This is a genomic window from Vibrio sp. 2134-1, assembly GCF_033339495.1.
The window spans coordinates 1-21090 of sequence record NZ_JAWOUS010000024.1 but is presented as its reverse complement, the minus strand read 5'-3'; the positions used below and the strand labels follow the sequence as shown (position 1 = coordinate 21090).

The 21090-nt window shown below is 44.1% G+C and carries 18 protein-coding genes; 12 read left to right on the top strand and 6 right to left on the bottom strand.

The genetic code is table 11. The features are described from left to right. Nucleotides 1-51: 51 nt before the first annotated feature. The 4 genes from lpoB to R7R78_RS20575 all read left to right on the top strand — a co-directional run bounded on the left by lpoB (nucleotide 52) and on the right by R7R78_RS20575 (nucleotide 3989). Nucleotides 52-642, top strand: coding sequence for a penicillin-binding protein activator LpoB (gene lpoB, locus R7R78_RS20590; protein ID WP_005378467.1), 591 nt, complete (start codon nucleotides 52-54; stop codon nucleotides 640-642). Between the two features lie 24 nt (nucleotides 643-666). After that, entirely contained in the window at nucleotides 667-1548 is an 882-nt protein-coding gene (thiK, locus tag R7R78_RS20585) for a thiamine kinase (protein ID WP_149191934.1), read from the top strand. 75 nt (nucleotides 1549-1623) lie between these two features. Further along, nucleotides 1624-2166 (top strand): alpha/beta hydrolase YcfP, encoded by a 543-nt coding sequence (gene ycfP / locus R7R78_RS20580; protein WP_005378464.1) that lies wholly within the window; start codon nucleotides 1624-1626, stop codon nucleotides 2164-2166. 533 nt (nucleotides 2167-2699) lie between these two features. Next, on the top strand, nucleotides 2700-3989 hold the full coding sequence (locus R7R78_RS20575) for an NAD(P)/FAD-dependent oxidoreductase (protein ID WP_005378463.1): 1290 nt from the start codon (nucleotides 2700-2702) through the stop codon (nucleotides 3987-3989). A gap of 76 nt (nucleotides 3990-4065) precedes the next feature. Here R7R78_RS20575 and R7R78_RS20570 read toward each other — a convergent pair whose 3' ends face one another. The 4 genes from R7R78_RS20570 to R7R78_RS20555 all read right to left on the bottom strand — a co-directional run bounded on the left by R7R78_RS20570 (nucleotide 4066) and on the right by R7R78_RS20555 (nucleotide 9592). Next, the gene (locus tag R7R78_RS20570; RefSeq protein ID WP_005387823.1) at nucleotides 4066-4614 is read right to left on the bottom strand and encodes a GNAT family N-acetyltransferase; all 549 of its coding nucleotides are present in this window, start codon (nucleotides 4612-4614) and stop codon (nucleotides 4066-4068) included. Between the two features lie 160 nt (nucleotides 4615-4774). Beyond that, complete coding sequence (locus R7R78_RS20565) at nucleotides 4775-5548, bottom strand: peptidoglycan binding protein CsiV (protein ID WP_005387825.1); 774 nt, start codon at nucleotides 5546-5548, stop codon at nucleotides 4775-4777. 7 nt (nucleotides 5549-5555) lie between these two features. Then, nucleotides 5556-9017 (bottom strand): transcription-repair coupling factor, encoded by a 3462-nt coding sequence (gene mfd / locus R7R78_RS20560; RefSeq protein ID WP_132936528.1) that lies wholly within the window; start codon nucleotides 9015-9017, stop codon nucleotides 5556-5558. 5 nt (nucleotides 9018-9022) lie between these two features. Continuing rightward, nucleotides 9023-9592 (bottom strand): hypothetical protein, encoded by a 570-nt coding sequence (locus R7R78_RS20555; protein ID WP_054576371.1) that lies wholly within the window; start codon nucleotides 9590-9592, stop codon nucleotides 9023-9025. 249 nt (nucleotides 9593-9841) lie between these two features. On the opposite strand from R7R78_RS20555, the gene lolC reads away from it, so the two are divergent. The 3 genes from lolC to lolE are packed head-to-tail and all read left to right on the top strand — an operon-like array spanning nucleotide 9842 to nucleotide 12997. Beyond that, entirely contained in the window at nucleotides 9842-11050 is a 1209-nt protein-coding gene (lolC, locus tag R7R78_RS20550; protein ID WP_031778997.1) for a lipoprotein-releasing ABC transporter permease subunit LolC, read from the top strand. Next, a complete protein-coding gene (gene lolD / locus R7R78_RS20545; protein ID WP_206954020.1) occupies nucleotides 11043-11750 on the top strand; it encodes a lipoprotein-releasing ABC transporter ATP-binding protein LolD in 708 nt (235 codons plus the stop codon). Before lolC ends, lolD begins: the two co-directional genes overlap by 8 nt. A 2-nt stretch (nucleotides 11751-11752) precedes the next feature. Beyond that, nucleotides 11753-12997 (top strand): lipoprotein-releasing ABC transporter permease subunit LolE, encoded by a 1245-nt coding sequence (gene lolE / locus R7R78_RS20540; RefSeq protein ID WP_025766930.1) that lies wholly within the window; start codon nucleotides 11753-11755, stop codon nucleotides 12995-12997. Between the two features lie 147 nt (nucleotides 12998-13144). On the opposite strand, the gene R7R78_RS20535 is transcribed toward lolE, so the two are convergent. After that, the gene (locus tag R7R78_RS20535) at nucleotides 13145-13654 is read right to left on the bottom strand and encodes a DUF2062 domain-containing protein (protein ID WP_005387834.1); all 510 of its coding nucleotides are present in this window, start codon (nucleotides 13652-13654) and stop codon (nucleotides 13145-13147) included. 8 nt (nucleotides 13655-13662) lie between these two features. Between R7R78_RS20535 and R7R78_RS20530 the strand changes: the two genes are divergently transcribed. Continuing rightward, nucleotides 13663-15948, top strand: coding sequence for a DNA internalization-related competence protein ComEC/Rec2 (locus R7R78_RS20530; RefSeq protein WP_225474188.1), 2286 nt, complete (start codon nucleotides 13663-13665; stop codon nucleotides 15946-15948). Between the two features lie 3 nt (nucleotides 15949-15951). On the opposite strand, the gene R7R78_RS20525 is transcribed toward R7R78_RS20530, so the two are convergent. After that, nucleotides 15952-16941: a glycosyltransferase family 8 protein gene (locus R7R78_RS20525; protein ID WP_104978932.1), complete on the bottom strand. Its 990-nt coding sequence runs from the start codon at nucleotides 16939-16941 to the stop codon at nucleotides 15952-15954. Between the two features lie 345 nt (nucleotides 16942-17286). Between R7R78_RS20525 and msbA the strand changes: the two genes are divergently transcribed. The 4 genes from msbA to kdsB are packed head-to-tail and all read left to right on the top strand — an operon-like array spanning nucleotide 17287 to nucleotide 20963. Beyond that, complete coding sequence (gene msbA / locus R7R78_RS20520) at nucleotides 17287-19035, top strand: lipid A ABC transporter ATP-binding protein/permease MsbA (protein WP_225474187.1); 1749 nt, start codon at nucleotides 17287-17289, stop codon at nucleotides 19033-19035. 5 nt (nucleotides 19036-19040) lie between these two features. Then, nucleotides 19041-20048 carry a tetraacyldisaccharide 4'-kinase gene (lpxK, locus tag R7R78_RS20515; RefSeq protein ID WP_225474186.1) on the top strand — a complete coding sequence of 336 codons (1008 nt, stop codon included), beginning with the start codon at nucleotides 19041-19043 and terminating at the stop codon, nucleotides 20046-20048. After that, nucleotides 20029-20208 carry a Trm112 family protein gene (locus tag R7R78_RS20510; RefSeq protein WP_005378451.1) on the top strand — a complete coding sequence of 60 codons (180 nt, stop codon included), beginning with the start codon at nucleotides 20029-20031 and terminating at the stop codon, nucleotides 20206-20208. Before lpxK ends, R7R78_RS20510 begins: the two co-directional genes overlap by 20 nt. Continuing rightward, nucleotides 20208-20963, top strand: coding sequence for a 3-deoxy-manno-octulosonate cytidylyltransferase (kdsB, locus tag R7R78_RS20505; protein ID WP_005378450.1), 756 nt, complete (start codon nucleotides 20208-20210; stop codon nucleotides 20961-20963). Before R7R78_RS20510 ends, kdsB begins: the two co-directional genes overlap by 1 nt. The last annotated feature ends 127 nt before the right edge of the window (nucleotides 20964-21090 follow it).

Here is a 21090-nt window from a genome sequence, read left to right as displayed (position 1 = left end):
CGAAGCTGCGGCGCTAACGATGCGCTGGTATTGAAAAACTAAGGAACTCTCATGAAAAAAAGTATTATTGCTCTTTTAGGTCTTGCCGTCATTTTAGGTGGCTGTTCTAACAAAGTCTCTTACGGCGATGCGCAAGCAACAGAAACCACGACTATCGATTTTGGCTCAACAGATTTACAAAAAATCGCGGCTGAAATGGTGGATAGCATGATGATGTCGGGCTCTGTAGCAGCAATTACTCGTGACCAACGTCCTATCGTTTTTGTTGAGCGAATTAAGAACAAAACCAGTGAACATATTGACACTGAATCCATTACTGACACGATCTCTACTAAGATGTTGAACTCAGGTAAGTTCCGTTTTGTTGATATGGATCGTGTTGAGTCTGTGCGTGAACAACTTAACTTCCAAAACACGGATGAGCTTGTTAACCAAAGCACAGCTATCCAATTTGGTAAAATGGTTGGTGCTCAATACATGCTTTACGGCAACCTATCTAGCATTGTGAAAAATGCAGGTAGCGATAAAGATGTATACTACAAGATGACCATGCGCCTAATGGACCTAGAAACAGGTTTGATTGAGTGGGCGGATGAAACTGAAATTCGTAAAGCGCAATCTAAGAGCCTATTCGGTCTTTAATCGAACAGGGTGGAGAAGTCATCAATGGCATGGTTTTCTTGGCAACAAGCAAAACAGTTAGATCCGAGTCTTAACGCTCTCGATGGCTTCTTTACGGAGCCTCCGGTAAAAGTACAAACTGTTACCGGGGGGCTCACCAACCGTTGTTGGCGGTTGGAATCTTCTCAAGGCCTTGCATACATCTGGCGACCGACCAGTCATGTCTGCAAGGCTTTTTCAATTTCTCGTCACAGTGAATATCAAGTGCTGAATGCAGTCTCTTCATTGGAAATTGGCCCCAAGCCAGTTTTTATTCATGAGCAAGGGTTGCTGGTGGAATGGATAGAAGGAGAGGCTCTGACGGAGTCAGGCTTAGCACTAAGCAATTTATTATCCATTGCGGCGAAGATTCATCAATATCCGATAAGCGCAATTCCTTTGGTTCCATTTTCATATATTTCTCGCATCGATCATTATTGGCTTGAGCTTGGTGGTCAGTATGTGGGGACGGAGTTTGAGGCTTTGTACATGAAGTGGCGCACGGAACCGAACGTTGCACCTGTTCCGCTGGCCCTATGTCACTTCGATCTGGGGTGTTACAACCTAGTGCGAGGAGAGAATGGGGTGAAAGTCATTGATTGGGAGTATGCCGGGATTGCTGACCCTAGGCTTGATTTGACCTTAACTATTCAGGTCGCGAATTCGCCTGTGGAAGAAGCGGTAAAGCAGTATTGCCAAATTCGAGGTGTCGAAGATGTGTCTCTTTGGCTGAGAGGTGTAAAAGCTTGGCAACCAAGAACCTTGGTGATGGCGATGCTCTGGTATCTACTTGCCTATAAATTGTGGGGAGATGAACAATACTTAAACAGTGCGTATGAGTTGAAAGGCTCATTGTGTATGGAAGATCACTGTTTTGAGAACTCGTGATATTTTCCCCTTTAACAGTAAGGAAATAGTGGTAGTTTTAATAAAAGTACCAGATACACACAGGGAGAGGTACACATGATTATTTACTTACACGGCTTTGACAGTACAAGCCCGGGTAACCACGAAAAAGTTCTTCAACTGCAATTTATCGACGACGACGTTCGTTTTATCAATTACAGCACCCTTCACCCAAAGCACGACATGCAACACTTGTTAAAAGAAGTGTCTAAAGTTATCGATCAATCTGATGACCCAAACCCGTTAATCTGCGGGGTTGGTTTAGGTGGTTACTGGTCTGAGCGAATTGGTTTTCTATGCGGTATCAAGCAAGTGATGTTCAACCCGAACTTGCACCCAGAAAAAACGATGGCTGGTCGAATCGATCGTCCAGAAGAGTACGAAGATATCGCAACAAAATGTGTTGATCAGTTCCGAGCGAAAAATCAAGCTCACTGCTTAGTGATTCTCTCTAAAGATGATGAAGTGCATGACAATTCGAAAACGGCAGCTGAGCTAGAAAAACACTATCAAATCATTTGGGATGAAACTCAGTCTCATAAGTTCAAAAAAATCTCTCATCATTTACAAGCGATAAAGGCATTTAAAAATACTTATTAATGTTGAGTGTAGACAGTAAAGCGGCGTTTTTATCGGCTGCTTTGCTGCGATTCCTTCTCTTGAGTATGCCGAGCCACTGTCTCTTTGAAAGGCACATTTTCTTGGTTTAACGCTTTGAATATTGTGTTCTCCTTACCGTTTTCTTACTTCCCTCCTATGTAGCACGAACACCTTGTTGTAGAGTAGTCGAAAAGTAGTCAATCCGTACTCGTTATACGGATTTTGGTTGCCTTCAAAGTTGGTCTCTATATAATGAACCGGACTAAAATAATTTGATAAATATCAAAAAAAATTGAGAGCGAGTAATAAACTTGCCCAAAAAATTCTGGCGTCGTATGCGTACCAGATAAACATGCCAAACCCTGACAAGTCATTGATAGATAAAGAATCAAGGTGAGTGGCAGTTTTTTAATCCAAGTAATTGAGACACCTCTAAGAACCAAGAATTCATCGGTTGGATGGATGCCACAAATGTTTGTGAGTCATGCATCGAGCTGAACCCCATATATTCATTTTTGTAGAGGAAAATCATTGTGACACGCATTATCGTTGTAGGCGGCGGTGCAGGTGGTCTTGAGTTGGCAACTAAGCTTGGTCGAACTCTAGGTCGCAAAAACCGTGCGCAAATTACGCTAGTCGATCGAAAAGCGAGCCACTTGTGGAAGCCATTATTGCATGAGGTTGCTACAGGTTCTTTGGACGAAGGAGTAGATGCACTGAGCTATCGAGCTCATGCAAAAAACCACAGCTTCGACTTCCAAATGGGTAGCCTTCAAGACATCGACCGTGAACGTAAAGTGATCATCTTAAGTGAGCTTAAAGACGAGCACGGTGAACTTCTTATGCCAAGCCGTGAGCTAGAATACGACATTCTAGTGATGGCGATTGGCTCGACATCAAACGACTTCAACACGCCTGGCGTTCGTGAAAACTGTATTTTCCTAGACAGCCCTGAGCAAGCACACCGTTTCCGTACAGAAATGAACAACGAGTTCCTAAAGCTGCACGCGAAAAACGGTAACGGTACGGTCGATATTGCGATTGTTGGTGCTGGTGCAACTGGCGTTGAACTATCAGCTGAGTTACATAATGCTGTTAAAGAGCTGCGCACTTATGGCTTCGGTGATCTTGATTCTAGCAAGTTGAACGTCAATCTGATTGAAGCAGGTGAGCGTATTTTACCAGCGTTACCTCCACGTATTTCTTCTGCTGCTCATCAAGAGTTGGTGAAGTTGGGCGTAAACGTGCGCACCGCCACTATGGTGACTAAAGCTGAAAAAGATGGCCTTACTACAAAAGATGGTGAGAAGATCCCAGCTCAAATCATGGTTTGGGCTGCGGGTATCAAAGCTCCAGACTTTATTAAAGATATCGCTGGCTTAGAAACGAACCGTATCAATCAGCTTGTAGTGAAAAACACACTACAGACAACACGAGATGATGACATCTTTGTTATTGGTGACTTAGCACAATGCACCCAGTCTGACGGTTCGTTCGTGCCGCCACGCGCTCAAGCTGCACACCAAATGGCAAGCCAGGCATTTAGTAACATCGTCGCGAAGATCAACGGGCGCGAGTTGAAAGACTATGTATATAAAGATCACGGTTCATTAGTGTCTCTAAGTCGCTTCTCAACCGTTGGTAGTCTGATGGGGAACCTAACTAAAGGGTCGATGATGGTAGAAGGCCGTATTGCTCGTGTCGTTTACATCTCATTGTATCGCATGCACCTAATGGCGTTGCACGGTGTATTCAAAACCGGTCTGATGATGCTCGTCGGCCGCATTAATCGCGTGCTGCGTCCAAACCTTAAGCTGCACTAAGGTTTTAAATCCACTCTGTGTGGATGTGTTGTATCTTAAAAAATGCAGAAGCCACCGCAAGTCGGTGGCTTTTTGTTTATGTTAGATCTGTCGGTAAAAGTGAGAACACAACGCCATCTTTAGGCTTACCCTGAAAAATAAACCGGTTTCTGGCGATGGCTTCTTTTTGTGCACCGACGGACTCAATTAAGGCTTGGCTAGCTTCGTTGTCGGGGTCACAAACAATCTCTAGTCGAGTTAAACTTAGCTTTGCGAAGCAGAATTCTGCTAAGGCTTTAACGGCTTCTTGGGCATAACCTTGCCGTTGATAGCGGTCGGCAACCCAGTAACCAATACTCGCCATATTAAACGTATGATATAACTCATTAACCGCTGCCATTCCAACCAAAGTGTTACTTTGCCGCTCATAGATACCGAAACCAAAAGCCTCAGTTTTGACCCAGTTAAGACGGGTTGCCAACAGAAAGTCCTGCGCGGTTTTCAATGTGACGTTTTTATCACACCAGTCAAGCCATTGGTGCAGCGAAGGGGATTCTGCAAGTAATCGTTGTAGTGAATGTGCTTCTTCAGCAGGGATGAGCTTGAGCGCTAAGCGGGGCGCAATGATTTCAAAGTCTGGACTCATGAACTAATACGACTTCCATGTTGAGTGTAAGTAAATTGAAAGCTGTCTATTTATACTTGAACGCAGCTATTTTCCTTGCTCTGCGTTGGTTAGGAATAACTGAGGTATAGCAGATAAAAACAAAGCGCAGCTTTGCTGCGCTTTGTCGAACCGCTCGTGCTTATCGAACCCGACGAACTTGAATGATCATACCCATCAACGGGTTATCTAGGTAATGAGTCTCGCTGCTACGCATACGACGTTTTTGATCCATTCGATAACTCTTCAGGAATTTCTCTTCGGTTACTGTCGGCGATATTTCTGCCAAGTTACCAACTTGGACGTTACCATCTACTTCACCTAAGTCATCCGCCAATTGCTCAGTTGAGGTTGGTTCAAAACGCACCTCTCTAACACTTGGTTCGCGCAGATCTAGTGTTGTTTCAGCGAAGAGGTAATGCTGTACGTATATTTGGAATCGACCATCTAGTTCATATAAAGGACCATTGACCGTCTCTTCACTGTAACCGTCGCTGGAAAATGTTTGATTACTATTGCCATTGATTGGGCGGCCATCTGCTTGATAAGAATCAGAGAAATCTCGCCCGCCAACGATGCGGAAAATTGGGGCGCTAGATTTACCTCGGTCACCTTGACGCCAGGCTACGTGTTTAAGCACTTTAAAGCCGGCATGATTATTTAGTGCCGCTTCTTGCGCGTTGAGACGGAAAGAAGAACTTGGCAAAAGCGTCACGCCTTTAGAGCGGCGGTAGGATTCACTCTCTAGGCTACCGACATTTTCCATATCGATTTTTGGCAGTTGATTCGGCCAAGATTCTGTTGTGCTTTCAGCGTCGACTGCTCGCTTGAAAATGATCACTTCAATATCAAATTGGCGCTGTGCCCAAGAGGGCATTGAGACACATAGAAGCAATAACGGGATCAGTATTCTCATTCGACTATTAGCTCGTTGGTAATAAATTCTGTTTAAAATCATTCAGTAAGTCTTGAACAAACTGAATGCGTTTACGTCGGTCCACCAATGGTACGCTAAACTTGAACTTAGTTGGACCTTCCATTGCAAATTTTTGCGGCTGTGATTGCAGCAGTTTAACTAAATACGCTGGATTTATGTCAGCATCAGGGTAAAACTCGATAAATCCACCTTTATCATGGGCTTCTATCTTTTTCGCTTTTAAACTACCAGCCGAAATTTTCAATTCTGAGACGGCAAGTAAGTTCTTTGTTGCGTCTGGAAGCAGACCAAAGCGATCAATCAGTTCCACTTTTAGCTCTGATAGTTCATCACTGCTTGTGACACTCGCAATGCGTTTGTACATCGACAGTCGTGTGTTTACATCCGGAATGTAATCATCTGGTAAGAGCGCTGGGATTCGCATTTCCACTTCAGTTTGCTCACGAAGCAGCTCATCCAAAGATGGCTCCTTGCCTTCTTTTAATGCTTGCACTGCTTGTTCCAGCATTTCCATATAAAGTGTAAAACCAACGGATTGAATTTGCCCACTTTGCTCATCACCAAGCAGCTCACCAGCACCACGGATTTCTAAATCGTGGGTTGCTAACGTAAAGCCAGCACCTAAGTCTTCCAGTGAAGCAATCGCATCAAGACGCTTGATGGCATCTTTGGTCATGGCTTTTGGATGTGGCGTTAATAAGTAAGCATAGGCTTGATGGTGCGAACGTCCAACACGGCCACGTAGTTGATGCAACTGCGCCAAGCCAAGATTGTCCGCACGATCCATGATTATGGTATTCGCCGTTGGTACGTCGATACCGGTTTCGATGATGGTTGTACACACCAACACATTAAAGCGCTGATGGTAGAAGTCATTCATGATTCGCTCAAGTTCGCGCTCGCGCATTTGACCATGAGCCACGGTAATACGTGCCTCTGGGATGAGTTTCTGTAAGTCTTCTGCCGTTTTTTCAATGGTTTCAACCTGATTGTGCAGGAAGTAAACCTGACCACCACGCATAATTTCACGCAGTACCGCTTCACGGACCACTGGCTCTTCTTTTTGTCGAACAAAGGTTTTAATGGCTAAACGGCGTGCAGGAGGTGTCGCGATGATCGACAGGTCTCGCATGCCACTCATTGCCATATTCAGTGTGCGTGGAATTGGTGTTGCGGTGAGGGTAAGAATGTCCACATCCGCACGCATTGCTTTGACTTTTTCTTTTTGACGAACCCCAAAGCGGTGTTCCTCATCAACGATCAACAAACCTAAATCTTTGAATTTAATGTCGCTCGAAAGCAGCTTATGCGTACCAACGACAATGTCTACTTTACCATCGGCAACGTCTTGCAGAATGACTTTTTGTTCTTTGGCAGATTTAAAACGAGACAGTACTTCAACTCGGATTGGTAAGTTGGCAAAACGGTCACGGAAGTTTTCGAAATGCTGCTGAGCAAGCAAGGTTGTTGGTACGAGTACGGCGACCTGTTTACTGTTATCCGTTGCGACAAATGCTGCGCGCATAGCGACTTCCGTTTTACCAAAGCCCACGTCACCACACACTAAGCGATCCATCGCTTTTGCCTGGCACATGTCTGACAATACGGCATTGATGGCCATCGCTTGGTCATCTGTTTCTTCAAACGGGAATGTTGCTTTAAATGTTGCGTATTGCCCACGATCTAGCTCAAATTTGAAGCCAGGTTTTAATTCTCGTTTAGCATACACATCCAGCAATTCTGCTGCGACATCACGCACTTTTTCTGCCGCTTTACGACGTGCTTTTGCCCACGCTTCACCACCTAATTTATGCAGTGGCGCACTCTCTTCAGCGCCGCCAGAATAACGGCTGATAAGATTCAGTGATGAAACTGGCACGTAGAGCTTGGCATCGTTTTGATACTCAAGGGTGACGTATTCCGTTTTCATGCCACCGGCTTCAAGTGTTTGTAAACCGATGTAGCGACCAATACCGTGATCAATATGAACCACAGGTTGACCGGGTTTTAACTCCGCAAGGTGGCGAATAACGGTGTCACTGTTGACGGCTTTTTTATCTTTGCGGCGTCGCTGGATAACACGGTCACCGAGTAGATCACTTTCACAGATCAGAGCGAAGTTCAGCTCTTCGTGAATGAAACCATGCTCTGCTGCGCCTAAGATCAAGCTGAATCGATCACCTGAGTCTAGAGCTTGGTAAAGTGAGCCATGTACGACTGGCCGAACTTTGATGCCTTGCAACAGCTCCGTTAGTGCTTCACGACGACCTTCTGACTCTACCGAGAAAACGATTTTTCCGCTGAATTGCTCACTAAACTGACGAAGGCGCGAGAGCGGCTCTTTATTTTGTTGCTGAACGCCAAGCTCGGCTAACGATTGTACGGGTAGGTTTTGACGACCGGCACGCTTAACCACTTTATCTAGGCTCAATTGAGCGATAGGGAGCTGTTTTAGTTGACTGAAAAGTTCGTCTTTTTTCAACCAAAGCTGTTCAGGAGTCAAAAGAGGACGCAGCGGATCAACTTTTTTCTGGTCGTATCGATATTCGACATCGGTTAAGAAAGTATCGACCGCAGATTCGATATCACCATATGTGATGACTTGAGAGTCTTCTGGCAAATATTCAAATAAAGTCTCGGTATGGTCAAAAAACAGCGGCTGCCAATACTCAATACCAGCGGGCCACGTGCCTTTGGTCACTTGCATGTAGATTGATTCAGGCTCGCGGCGTGCGTCGAACTGGGTACGCCAACGTGTACGGAAATCTTCAATCGCTTCTTTAGTGGTTGGGAATTCATGTGCAGGCAGCAATTGGATTTGCTGAATATCGTCGATAGAGCGTTGGTTCTCTGGATCAAACGTGCGAATGGTATCTATTTCATCATCAAAGAAGTCGATGCGGTACGGGTCATTGCTGCCCATAGGAAAGAGATCCAGAATAGACCCACGACTTGCATATTCACCTGGCCCAAATACTTGATCTACATGGCGGTAGCCTGAATTTTCAAGTTGTACACGTAACTTCTCTAGCGAGATTCGATCACCAGTTTTCACCATTAAAGTGTGTTGCAACAGAAAATCACGTGGCGATTGGCGTTGCAATACTGTACTGACCGGGACGATGGTTATGCCATCACGCTGACTTGGCAGTTGGTATAGGCGTGCGATACGTTCAGAGATGATTTCTTGATGCGGAGAAAAGTTATCGTAAGGCAGCGTTTCCCAGTCGGGGAACAGGCTTACCGTTTGGTCGGTGAATTGCTCAATCTCTGCCTGAAGTTTTAAAGCAATTTGCGGGTCAGGCACAACGAGTAGAGAGTGACTCGAATGCTGCTTGGCTAGCTCTGCAATGGCTAGAGGTAGAGCTGCGCCCGGCAAATTACCTAGCTGTTTTTTGTCGCCACGCTCTGAAGGGTTGGTGACGGAAAGAATCGTTGCTTTTGTCATAGGAATTATTTTTTATCTCGCTCCATCGAGCGCTGACGTAAAAGTTTTTGTTGTTGATACAGTGCCGCCTTTATCAGTAAATCTTGATCAGATTCTCGGAGCATCTTGTATCTAAGCGTGATAATGAAATCTTGCTCTGAAGCATCACATTCTTCTACTTGAGCGTAACAGTAAATCGCCGCAGCAGGGTGATCGAGGAACAGTTTAACACGAACGAGTTGTTGAGTAGTTAACGCTGTATCTGAGCGGAAACTGAGTTGACTAGCACCAAACTGCGTCGTTTGATAGCGAATGGAGGCGTCATCTTGTTGTGAAAGCATAAAGCTCAACAAGAGGTTAAGTTTCGCGTTTTGCGTATCAAGCAAGTTGATCACATGCTTTAACTCTTTGTTTTTCAGCTCTAGACGCGCGTTGTCTGCCAACATATCTAAGTGACTAAATTCACTGGCGACAATAAATGGTGCTGGAATTTCGGAGACAAACGTTTCTTCATCTGGCAAAGCAAAGTCCGCACTCAACGTTTCGACGTTGATGGTGAGGTTATGATGGACGGTAAAGTATTCTTGCTCTGTCATATAGTCGATCCTTTTGCCAGCGAGCGCTCCTTGCTCACTCAACAAACAAAGAGAAATAGGGCACTGATTATCGCTAACTGAATGAAGTTATCAAGTTTAGCCGATTTGTCCTTGAACTTTTTGCCCTAAATACAGACTTATTGCATGTCGTTGACAAATTTAGCGATTCTCTTGTCTTCTTAATGAGAAGAGTAAGGTAAGATAATCCGCTAAAGCTTTATATCAAAACAACCAGTTGGTTTGTCTTATATGTATCATCCTATCTCATTGTTTATTGGCTTAAGGTATCTTCGGGGACGCTCTGGAGATAGGTTCAGCCGATTTGTTTCTTATATGTCGACGGCGGGTATTACGATCGGTGTAATGGCGTTGGTGACGGTTCTTTCTGTGATGAACGGGTTTGAATCGCAGTTAAAAGAACGCATTTTAGGTGTGCTACCTCATGCCGTTGTTTCGCAACACGATGGAAAAACGCCTATGACCGAGTCTGCCCCTCCATTTGTTCAAGCGATGTCGAGTGAATCTCAGCCGGAGCCTATCGTTAGAGGAGAGGCTGTTATTCAGAGTTCTGCACAGCTGACGGCTGGTTACCTCATCGGTATTGAACCTAAGAAAGGCGATCCGATTAGCAACCATTTGATTGCCGGACGATTATCGTCACTTCAAGCAGGTGACTACAATGTATTTTTGGGTCACAGTTTGGCGCGTTCACTAAAGGTCTCAATCGGGGATAAAGTGCGCTTGATGGTGACCAACGCAACGCAGTTTACCCCACTTGGCCGTATTCCTAGCCAGCGAAACTTTACTGTCTCAGGCATTTTCAATACGGGATCGGACGTTGATGGTCAATTAATGATTGTGAACATGACGGATGCATCTAAGCTGATGCGTTTCCCTAAAGACACGGTTTCTGGTTGGCGTGTCTTTTTCTCTGACCCATTTATGGTGACGGATTTTGCTGACCAACCCATGCCTGATGGATGGGAATGGAGTGATTGGCGCGAACAGCGTGGTGAGCTTTTCCAAGCGGTGAAAATGGAAAAGAACATGATGGGACTTATGCTAGGTCTAATTGTGGGTGTCGCTGCATTCAATATTATCTCCGCTTTAATCATGGTGGTAATGGAGAAGCAATCAGAAGTCGCAATATTGAAAACTCAAGGCATGACTCAATCTCAAGTGATGACCATTTTCATGGTGCAAGGTGCAAGCAGTGGTGTAATTGGCGCGATTGTTGGTGGCGCTGCGGGCGTGATCTTGTCACTTAATCTAAATGCGATTCTTGAATCTGCTGGTGTGGCGCTATTCAGCTTTGGTGGTCATCTACCCATCTTGATTGATTCACTGCAAATTCTTTTAGTGGTGGTGTTGGCGATTGCTCTTAGCCTTGCTGCTACGCTTTATCCTTCTTATCGAGCATCTTCTGTTAAACCTGCTGAGGCACTTCGCTATGAATAAGCTATTAGAATGTCGTGATATTCGTAAAGTCTACCGAGAGGGTTCGTTAGATACGGAAGTGTTGAAAGGCGTAAGTTTCGATATCGACAAAGGGGAGTTGGTTTCTATTGTTGGCTCTTCTGGTTCGGGAAAAAGTACCTTATTGCATATTTTAGGTGCGTTAGATGACGCAACTCATGGTGAAGTTGATTTTCTAGGGCAAAACCTATCAGCTTTGAGCTCGAACAAACAGGCGGCATTACGCAACAAGCACCTTGGTTTTGTATACCAGTTTCATCACTTGTTGGCTGACTTTACTGCGCTTGAAAATGTGGCGATGCCACTGATGATTGGCGGTGCTAAAGTAGCGGATGCAAAACAGGCGGCTAAAGCGCTGTTAGATAAAGTTGGTTTGAGTCATCGGATGCAACATAGACCCTCCGAGTTATCGGGCGGTGAGCGTCAGCGTGTTGCGATTGCGCGTGCATTGGTGAATAAACCTGATCTGGTCTTGGCTGATGAACCTACGGGGAACTTAGATCACAATACGGCACTGTCTATCTATGATTTGATGCGCGAGCTCAATAAAGAGTCAAACATTGCATTTTTGGTTGTCACGCATGACAAAGAGCTGGCAGCAAAAATGGATCGTCAAATGCACATGCAAGATGGTTTGCTCGTAGATCGTTTTGTGAATGATACAGCATCTGCGGAGGGCTAGTTTTGTTTACCTCTTTAGCTTTGATGATTGGTGGTCGCTTCAGTCGAGCGAAAAAGCGCAACAAGATGGTGTCTTTCATATCGCTTTCTTCGACTATTGGTATTGCGGTTGGCGTTGCTGTGATCATTATCGGTTTGTCTGCAATGAATGGCTTTGAGCGCGAGCTGCAATCGCGTGTGTTGTCTGTGATCCCACACGGAGAGTTAGAAGGTGTTAATGGACCACTTCATGACTACACCAAAACGATGAATCAAGCTCTAAAACATGAACATGTTGTTGCGGCAGCACCGTACGTTCGTTTTACGGGCTTGGCAGAAAAAGGCAGTAAGCTAAAAGCGATAGAAGTTCGTGGTGTAGAGCCTACTTTCGAGCAAGCGGTGTCGAGCTTATCGAATTTTATTGACCAAGAAGCTTGGCAAAACTTTTATGCCGGTCAGCAGCAAGTGATCTTAGGACGAGGTGTAGCAAACGAGCTAAATGTCGCCGTGGGGGATTACGTTACGTTGATGATTCCGCAAACAGGCGGCGCAAATAAAGTGCAGGCTCCTAAGCGAGTGCGCGTGAAGGTGTCAGGGTTCTTAACATTGAATGGCCAAATCGACCACTCTCTAGCGTTAGTACCATTAGCGGATGCTCAGCAATACGCGAGATTAGGGGAAGGGGTCACTGGCATTTCACTAAAAACTGACGATGTTCTCAATGCGCCTTCTATTGTTCGCGAGGTTGGTAGCATGGTTGATGTTTATGTGTATTTGAAAAGCTGGCAGCAAAAGTTTGGTTTTTTGTATCGCGATATTCAGCTCGTGCGCACCATTATGTACTTGGTGATGGTACTGGTGATTGGCGTGGCATGTTTTAATATTGTGTCTACGTTGATGATGGCAGTGAAAGACCGAGCGGCGGAAATCGCAATTTTGCGAACAATGGGAGCAAAAGATAGCCTAATCAAACGGATCTTTGTTTGGCAAGGTGTATTCTCTGGTGTATTTGGTAGTCTCGTCGGCAGTGTTATCGGTGTCTTAGTGGCGTTAAACCTGACTCCGTTAATTAAAGGGTTAGAGAGCTTAATTGGTCATCAGTTTTTATCGGGTGATATTTACTTCGTCGACTTCTTACCATCACAACTACACTGGCCAGATGTGGCATTGGTGTCAGTGACGGCGATAGTGCTTAGTTTACTTGCGACGTGGTATCCTGCTTCGCGTGCCGCAAGGTTGAATCCGGCGGCTGTACTGAGTTCTAAATAGCGGATTGTTTTACAATATGCGAAAACAAAAAGGACCGAATTCGGTCCTTTTTTGTATTTATCCGACTTGAGTAACATCGCGTTTCATTCTAACTGTTAGATGCCCCTCAACTGATAGCTCAAATGCTGATTTTTACGCAGTAAGGTCTTATCTTATTTTGCGTTTTTGCCAGCTCCGTACCACTGAGTAGCGCCAAAGCCCTCGAATTCCGAAGTAGCCAATAATCGCGGATACAACCCCACAAATTGCGCAGCCCAATAGAAATGGAGGTCCAATGGTGCTCATTTGCTGCATGATGAATTCCCACGATAGTTCAAAGTGAAAAGGTTGCGGGGGAAGACGCATCACTAGAGCACCTAGCTTGTACGCAAAGTAAAATAGCACAGGCATAGTGATAGGGTTGCTGATCCATACCAAAGCGACGGAGAGGGGCAGATTGACACCCAACATAATGGCCAAGCCAGCGGCCATGATCATTTGGCTCGGCAGCGGAACAAAAGCCATAAATAACCCGACAGCAAAAGCCCCTGATGCCGAGCGGCGGTTTAAGCACCACAAGTTCGGGTTGTACAACACATTGCCGAAGACCTTCAATGCTTTTTGGCGTTTGATCAATTCATGATCTGGCATGAAGCGTTTTATCAGCTTTCTAGGCATAGGACAGCATGACTCTCTCAGAAAAAAGTTGGACCTTGGCGTTATTTGTAGCGAGCGTAATCTCGTCGGCTTGGTGGCCGACAATACCAGATTGGCGTTGGTTGCTGCTGGGAATAATAACCACTGGCTCAATAATCAAATTACGTCGTGGCTTAATTAGCATAGGCGCAATTGCGGGCTTTACGGTTGTCATCGTCCACGGCAATGTATTGGAGTCTCAGAGACAAGCCCTTTTTCAAGCAGGGGAGAATATTACCATAATTGGTAAAGTTGACAGCCCTTTTACGCAAATAAGTCACGGTTATGAAGGTATTGTCGCTATAGAAGCGGTAAATTCTCAAACTCTGTTACCTTTTCTTAAACCTAAAATCCGTCTTATTACGCCTTTTCCACTCGATGTTAACAGTGAGTTTACGACATCCATCTTGTTAAAGCCGATTACAGGTCTACGCAACGAAGCTGGCTTTGATGCTGAAAAGCACGCGATGGGTAAAAATATTATCGCCCGAGCGGTTGTTAACAAAGATGCTAAGTGGATTGTTCGTTCTAATGTATCTCTGCGTCAATCCATTATTGCCGATGTCGCTGATGATGTGTCTTCCCTTCATCATTTCTCGTTAATAAGTGCGTTAGTTTTTGCTGACCGTTCTTGGTTGTCTAAGGAAGATTGGCAAGCGCTCAGGGACAGTGGTTTACTGCATTTGGTCTCCATTTCTGGTTTACATATTGGTATGGCGTTTACTTTTGGGCTAGTCGTGGGCGGTACCGTTCGTTATCTATTACCCCAATACCAGTTGTTACCTAGCTTATATGGGCTGATCTTCGCTGTTGCCTACGCTTGGTTAGCGGATTTCTCTCTGCCTACTACGCGAGCAGTGTCGGTATGCGTTGTTTACGTTCTCCTGAAGTATACTCTGGTGCACTGGACTTCTTGGCGAGTTCTTTTGCTTGCAGTATCTCTACAACTGCTTGTCCAACCTTTTGCATCCTACAGCATGAGCTTTTGGTTATCATACCTCTCCGTTTGTGCGGTATTGTTCGCAATTAATTTGATTCGACATCAAAGGGGAGGTTGGAAAGCGCGATTAAAAGCGTTATTGCTTACTCAATTGATGTTGAGCGCTTTAATCGTACCTGTTAGTGGCCATTTCTTCTCCGGTTTTAGTTTGTCCTCAATAGCCTACAACTTGGTATTTATTCCTTGGTTCGGATTTATCGTTGTACCTTTGATGTTTCTAGCCCTGTTCTCATCTTTGTTTCTTGAAATGATAGCGAAGCCTCTGTGGCATTTGGTGGACTGGTCATTACAGCCATTGAGCACGTCAATACAGTACGCAATAGGTTCTTGGCAACCTATTAGCATGGAAATGACAATGCTGGTTATGGCGATAGTGGTTTGCTTAATATTTCAACGGTTCATGTCTCAGTACGCGTGGTATTTGTTACTCGGCATCGTTATTAGTATCAAGCTTGCATCGGAGTATGAACCGCATTGGCGTATCGATGTATTAGATGTAGGTCATGGCCTTGCAGTGGTTGTAGAAAAAGACGACAAGGTGTTGCTGTATGACACTGGTAAAGCATGGCAAAGCGGCAGTATCGCAGAGCAGGTCGTCACTCCGGTTTTGCATCAACGAGGTTATGAAAGCATAGATACACTGATTCTAAGCCATTCCGATAATGATCACGCAGGCGGCCGCTTTTTCATTGAAGATGCCTTTTCTCCACAGCGTAAACTTAGTAGTCAATTCTTTATCGAATATGAGCCTTGCACTAGAGGCGACCAATGGAAATGGCAAGGATTAAACATGGAAGTGCTCTGGCCTCCTACACTTGTTCAACGTGCGTATAATCCGCACTCCTGTGTATTACGACTTACTGACCCTATTTCTAACTTTAGTATGCTTTTTACTGGTGATATTGAGGCCATTAGCGAGTGGATTTTGCTTAGAGAACCCGGAAAGTTACAAAGCGATGTGATGCTAGTCCCTCACCACGGGAGTAAAAGTTCATCGAATCCTCGATTTATTGAGGCGGTGAGCCCGAGTGTGGCAGTTGCTTCTTTAGCAAAAAACAATCGATGGGGAATGCCAGCGGAAAATGTCGTTGCTTCATACCGAAAGCTTGGCGTTACTTGGCTTGATACTGGTGAGGGTGGTCAGGTAAGCTTCTTTATTCACCGTGATAATTGGCGCTCAGAAACCAAACGTAGCGATACATTTGAGCCTTGGTATAGGCAAATGCTGCGTAGCGGAACTAATATAAAAAGACCTAATGTCGAATTAGGTCTGTAAGTTTTAGCTTTTTATTTTTAATATATCCAACCTGAATTTTTTATTCTTTTTTAATGGTAGTGTAAAACTAAATAGTTTCTTTTCACCATTTGGTCTGGCTAGTTGCTCTAAGCTAGAAAAGTAGTCTTCGAAAAACTCGGTCTTAAGTATACATTCTAACCACAAGTTAGCTTTTATAGAATCTAATTTGTTCCATGGTTTTACTCTTGATGCGTAATGGAGTTGAATCGGATTATCATATGCATCCAATAATTCTTCTTTAGTATAGTTAACCTCATCCACAAACTCTTTTCTGTCATACATACTATACACATAGTTACAAACCATGTTTCTTAAGGGTAATTTTCCAACTCTAGGGTGACAACAGAAGTTTAGAACGTCTTGTTCTGGCTGTATTAATCTGTGAGAGTTTTTTTCGAGGTAGTCTTTAAACCTTTTCTCTAAATTATCTTTTCTAATGAGATCGGCATTCATAAAAAAGTATCCAGCACCTATTTTCAGTTGGCTAATCTCTTCATTAGAAAAACTCTTTTTATAAACATCATTATAGCTTAGGATCTTATCTACAGAGAATACCCCTGATATATAATTATTATCATCGTTGTTATTATATTCTATAAAATCTTTTGAAATGTCATTTAAGTAAATAACATCGACATCAGATACGATCATTTTTTTATGTTCTTTAATTAAACTTGAAATACTAAGTTTGTAAAACATAGCTTTAGAGTAATGACCTTTTGTCTTTATGTTTTTCCAATCATTTTCAAAGTCGACATTTTCATCGAAATTAATGAAAATAAGCTCTGAGTTTTTGAATTTTTGTATGGTTTTTTTTAATTTTTCTTGATTTAGCAGCGTAATATCTTCATGTAAGACATATATCTGGTATTTGTAGTTTTTATCTGATTTCTCAAGCAAAGAATAGAATGCTACTGCAGCTGGAATAACATAGTTGTTATCAAAGCAATGAACAATGGGAATGACTTGCATATTTTTTATTGTAAATAAGAATGAACATATCAAGAGTATAGAGCGAAATATAAAAGACTAAAAGACTTTCTCTAAGTGGACATAACACATTTATTAATGTTTATCAGTAGATGAACAGGTACGATGGTCAAGTTTGCTTCACGATGAGGCTTGATCCCCCAATTTTCATATTTAAGATTGAATATCAGTTGAGTCAGAGTAGGTTAGCCAATGACACATTGGAGATCTACTGGGTAAAAGTGGCAGTCTTATACGTTAGCAAACTTAGTGTACGTTCTAGGGATAGGCATATGAGCGCTAACAGAGTAGAATGAATGCCTTAATGTAAGAAAACAAAGCACTTCTATGTCAACAAATACTGATGAAACGACTTGGCAGACGTTTAAGCGTCTCTGGCAATTTATACGCCTTTATAAATCTGGCCTAATCGTTGCTGTTTTAGCATTAGTTATTAATGCAATATCAGATACTTATATGATTTCCTTGCTAAAACCGCTACTCGATGAAGGTTTTGGGAACGCTGAGTCTGATTTTTTACGCACGCTTCCATTGATTATTTTTGCTATGATGTTCATTCGTGGCATAAGTGGATTTGTCTCCACCTACTGTTTGAGTTGGGTATCTGGCAACGTAGTTATGCAAGTCCGTCGCATGGTGTTCAATCACTTTATGCATATGCCGGTGTCTTACTTTGATAAGGAAAAGACGGGCAATTTATTGTCGCGTATAACCTACGACTCAGAGCAAGTGTCAGCGGCAACTAGCCAAGCGTTGGTGAGCATTGTCCGTGAAGGCGCAAGTATCATTGGTCTGTTAGTCTTGATGTTTTACAACAGCTGGCAATTGTCGCTAGTGCTGTTTGCTGTTGCTCCCGTTGTAGCATGGGGTATTGGTGTTGTTTCTAAACGTTTTAGAAAAATATCCAAAAATATGCAGACCATGATGGGTAACGTAACTGCATCAGCAGAGCAGATGCTGAAAGGCCATAAAGTTGTGCTGAGCTATGGCGGCCAAGACATCGAACGTAAACGATTTGAAAAAGTCAGCAACCAAATGCGTCAACAAAGCATGAAGTTGGTGACGGCTCAAGCGGCGGCTAACCCTATCATCCAAATGATTGCATCACTTGCAATTGTTGCCGTTCTTTATTTAGCAAGTATTGATTCGATTAAAGAGCAGTTGACTCCAGGGACATTTACTGTTGTCTTCTCTGCAATGTTTGGTCTGATGCGCCCACTTAAAGCGCTGACTAACGTTACTTCTCAGTTCCAACGTGGTATGGCCGCGAGCCAAACGCTCTTCGCGTTAATTGACCTCGAGCCTGAGAAAAACGAAGGTAAGTTGACAGTTGAACGCGCAAATGGCGATGTTTCGGTTAAAAACGTAAGCTTTACTTACACTGGCGCAGAAAAACCAGCATTGGAAAATGTCAGCTTCGATATTCCAAGAGGAAAAACGGTGGCGCTAGTTGGCCGTTCTGGCTCAGGTAAAAGTACCATCGCGAACTTGTTCAACCGCTTCTATGATGTTGGCAGTGGATCTATCACATTAGATGGGCATGATATTCGTGATTACGAGCTAAAGAATTTACGTCAGCAATTTGCACTAGTATCGCAAAATGTTCATTTGTTTAATGACACGATAGCAAACAATATTGCGTACGCAACGGATGGCCAATACGAGCGCAGTGATATCGAGAAAGCGGCAACACTCGCGCATGCGATGGAGTTCATCAGTAAGATGGATGGCGGACTAGATGCGATGATTGGTGAAAATGGTGCTAGCTTGTCTGGTGGTCAACGCCAACGTGTTGCGATTGCGCGAGCTCTATTGCGTGATGCTCCAGTGCTGATTCTTGATGAGGCAACTTCGGCTTTGGATACCGAATCCGAGCGAGCTATTCAAGCTGCACTTGATGAGCTGCAAAAAGACAAAACGGTACTTGTAATAGCGCACCGCTTATCCACAATCGAGAAAGCCGATGAAATTCTTGTGGTTGATGATGGTGCCATCATTGAACGTGGCAACCACGCTGAGCTTATTAAGAAAAATGGTGCGTATGCACAATTGCACCGTATTCAGTTTGGTGAATAAGCGCGGTGATTGAAAAAATCTGGTTTGAAAACCATCCAATAAAATACCTCTTGTGGCCGCTTTTGTGGCCACTGAGTTTATTATTTGGAGCGATAAGCAAGTCAAAGCGAAAGCAATACCAAACTGGCCGCAAGCAAGCTTATAATGCGCCTATACCTGTTGTTGTGGTTGGCAATATCACTGCTGGTGGCAATGGTAAAACACCAGTTGTTGTGTGGCTTGTTGAGCAACTACAGCAAATGGGCTTTAAGCCGGGGGTTGTTTCTCGTGGTTATGGGGCAAAGGCTCCTGCCTATCCGTTAGTGCTAAAAGAAGATACGCCAGCGAAGCATTGTGGCGATGAACCTAAGTTGATTCATCGCCGTACGGGAGCACCTGTTGCGGTAGATCCTGTGCGTTCAAATGCTGTGAAAGCACTGCTAGATTTGGATGTGGATATCATAATTACGGATGATGGATTACAACATTATGCGTTAGGCCGTGATATTGAGTTAGTGATTGTGGATGGGAATCGCCGGTTTGGGAATGAAAGCCTGATTCCATTAGGTCCTTTACGTGAAGGTATTGAGCGACTTAAAGAAGTCGACTTTATCATCACCAATGGCGGTCAAGCGCATACGGGCGAAATCGCAATGGCTTTAGCACCCTCTAAAGCTATTAATCTTAAGACTAAGCAACATGTGGATGTCTCGGAGTTGAGAGATCTGGTCGCATTTGCGGGCATTGGGCATCCTCCGCGTTTTTTTCATACACTAAACTCGATGAACGCAAATGTTAAAGTCACAAAAGGTTTTGCTGACCATCAAGACTTTGATCAACAAGAATTAGAAGCATTGGCTCAACAAGGGACCAATGTGATTATGACCGAGAAAGATGCCGTCAAGTGCAGCCATTATGCGCAAGATAATTGGTGGTATCTGCCTGTATCTGCCCAGTTTGAGTCAAACGATGCAGAGCAAATTTTAAATAGAATAAAAGAGGTTAAAGCGGCTTATGGATCACCGTCTACTTGAGATTGTAGCTTGCCCTGTTTGCAAAGGTAAGCTGACGTACGATAAAGATAATCAAGAGTTGATCTGCAAATTGGATCGCCTTGCTTACCCGATCAAAGAGGGTATTCCAGTTCTGCTAGAGCCTGAAGCTCGCACTATGAGCATGGATGAGGGACGCTAATGTCTTTTACGGTTGTCATCCCTTCGCGCTACGCATCGAGCCGTTTGCCTGGTAAACCGCTAGCGGATATTGGTGGTAAGCCTATGGTTCAGTGGGTTTATGAACAAGCGCTACAAGCGGGTGCGGAAGATGTCATCGTTGCAACTGATGACGAGCGTGTTGCGAAAGCGGTTTCGTCATTTGGTGGTAAAGTTTGTATGACCTCTCCCCACCACGAATCAGGTACGGAGCGTCTTGCCGAAGTTGTTGAAAAGATGGCTATTCCGTCAGACCACATTATTGTTAATGTGCAAGGGGATGAGCCTTTGATTCCGCCGTCCATCATTCGTCAGGTTGCTGATAACTTATCTGGGTGTGAAGCCCCGATGGCGACGTTAGCTGTAGAAATAGACTCGGAAGAGGAAGTGTTCAACCCGAACGCTGTTAAAGTTGTCGCAGATGAGCAAGGCTATGCGTTGTACTTTAGTCGAGCAACCATCCCTTGGGATCGCGATAACTTTGCTAAACAAGACAAAACCATTGCCAACCCATTAATGCGTCATATTGGTATTTATGCTTATCGAGCTGGTTTCATTAATACGTATGTCAATTGGGCACCAAGTGCATTAGAGCAGATTGAGTGTCTTGAGCAACTGCGAGTGCTTTGGTACGGTGAAAAAATTCATGTGGCGGTAGCGAAAGAAGCACCAGCGGCAGGGGTTGATACGCCCGAAGACCTAGAAGCCGTGCGCGCGATTGTTGCAAAGCAAGCGTAACAAATGCTCAGATAGATTTAAGAATAAACAAGGCTCCTGAATTAGGAGCCTTTTTGTTTTCAGCCCTAAACCACCTACTTCAGTAGGTGGTTATCATCCGTTTCGGCTTTGCCTGTAAAACTACTCA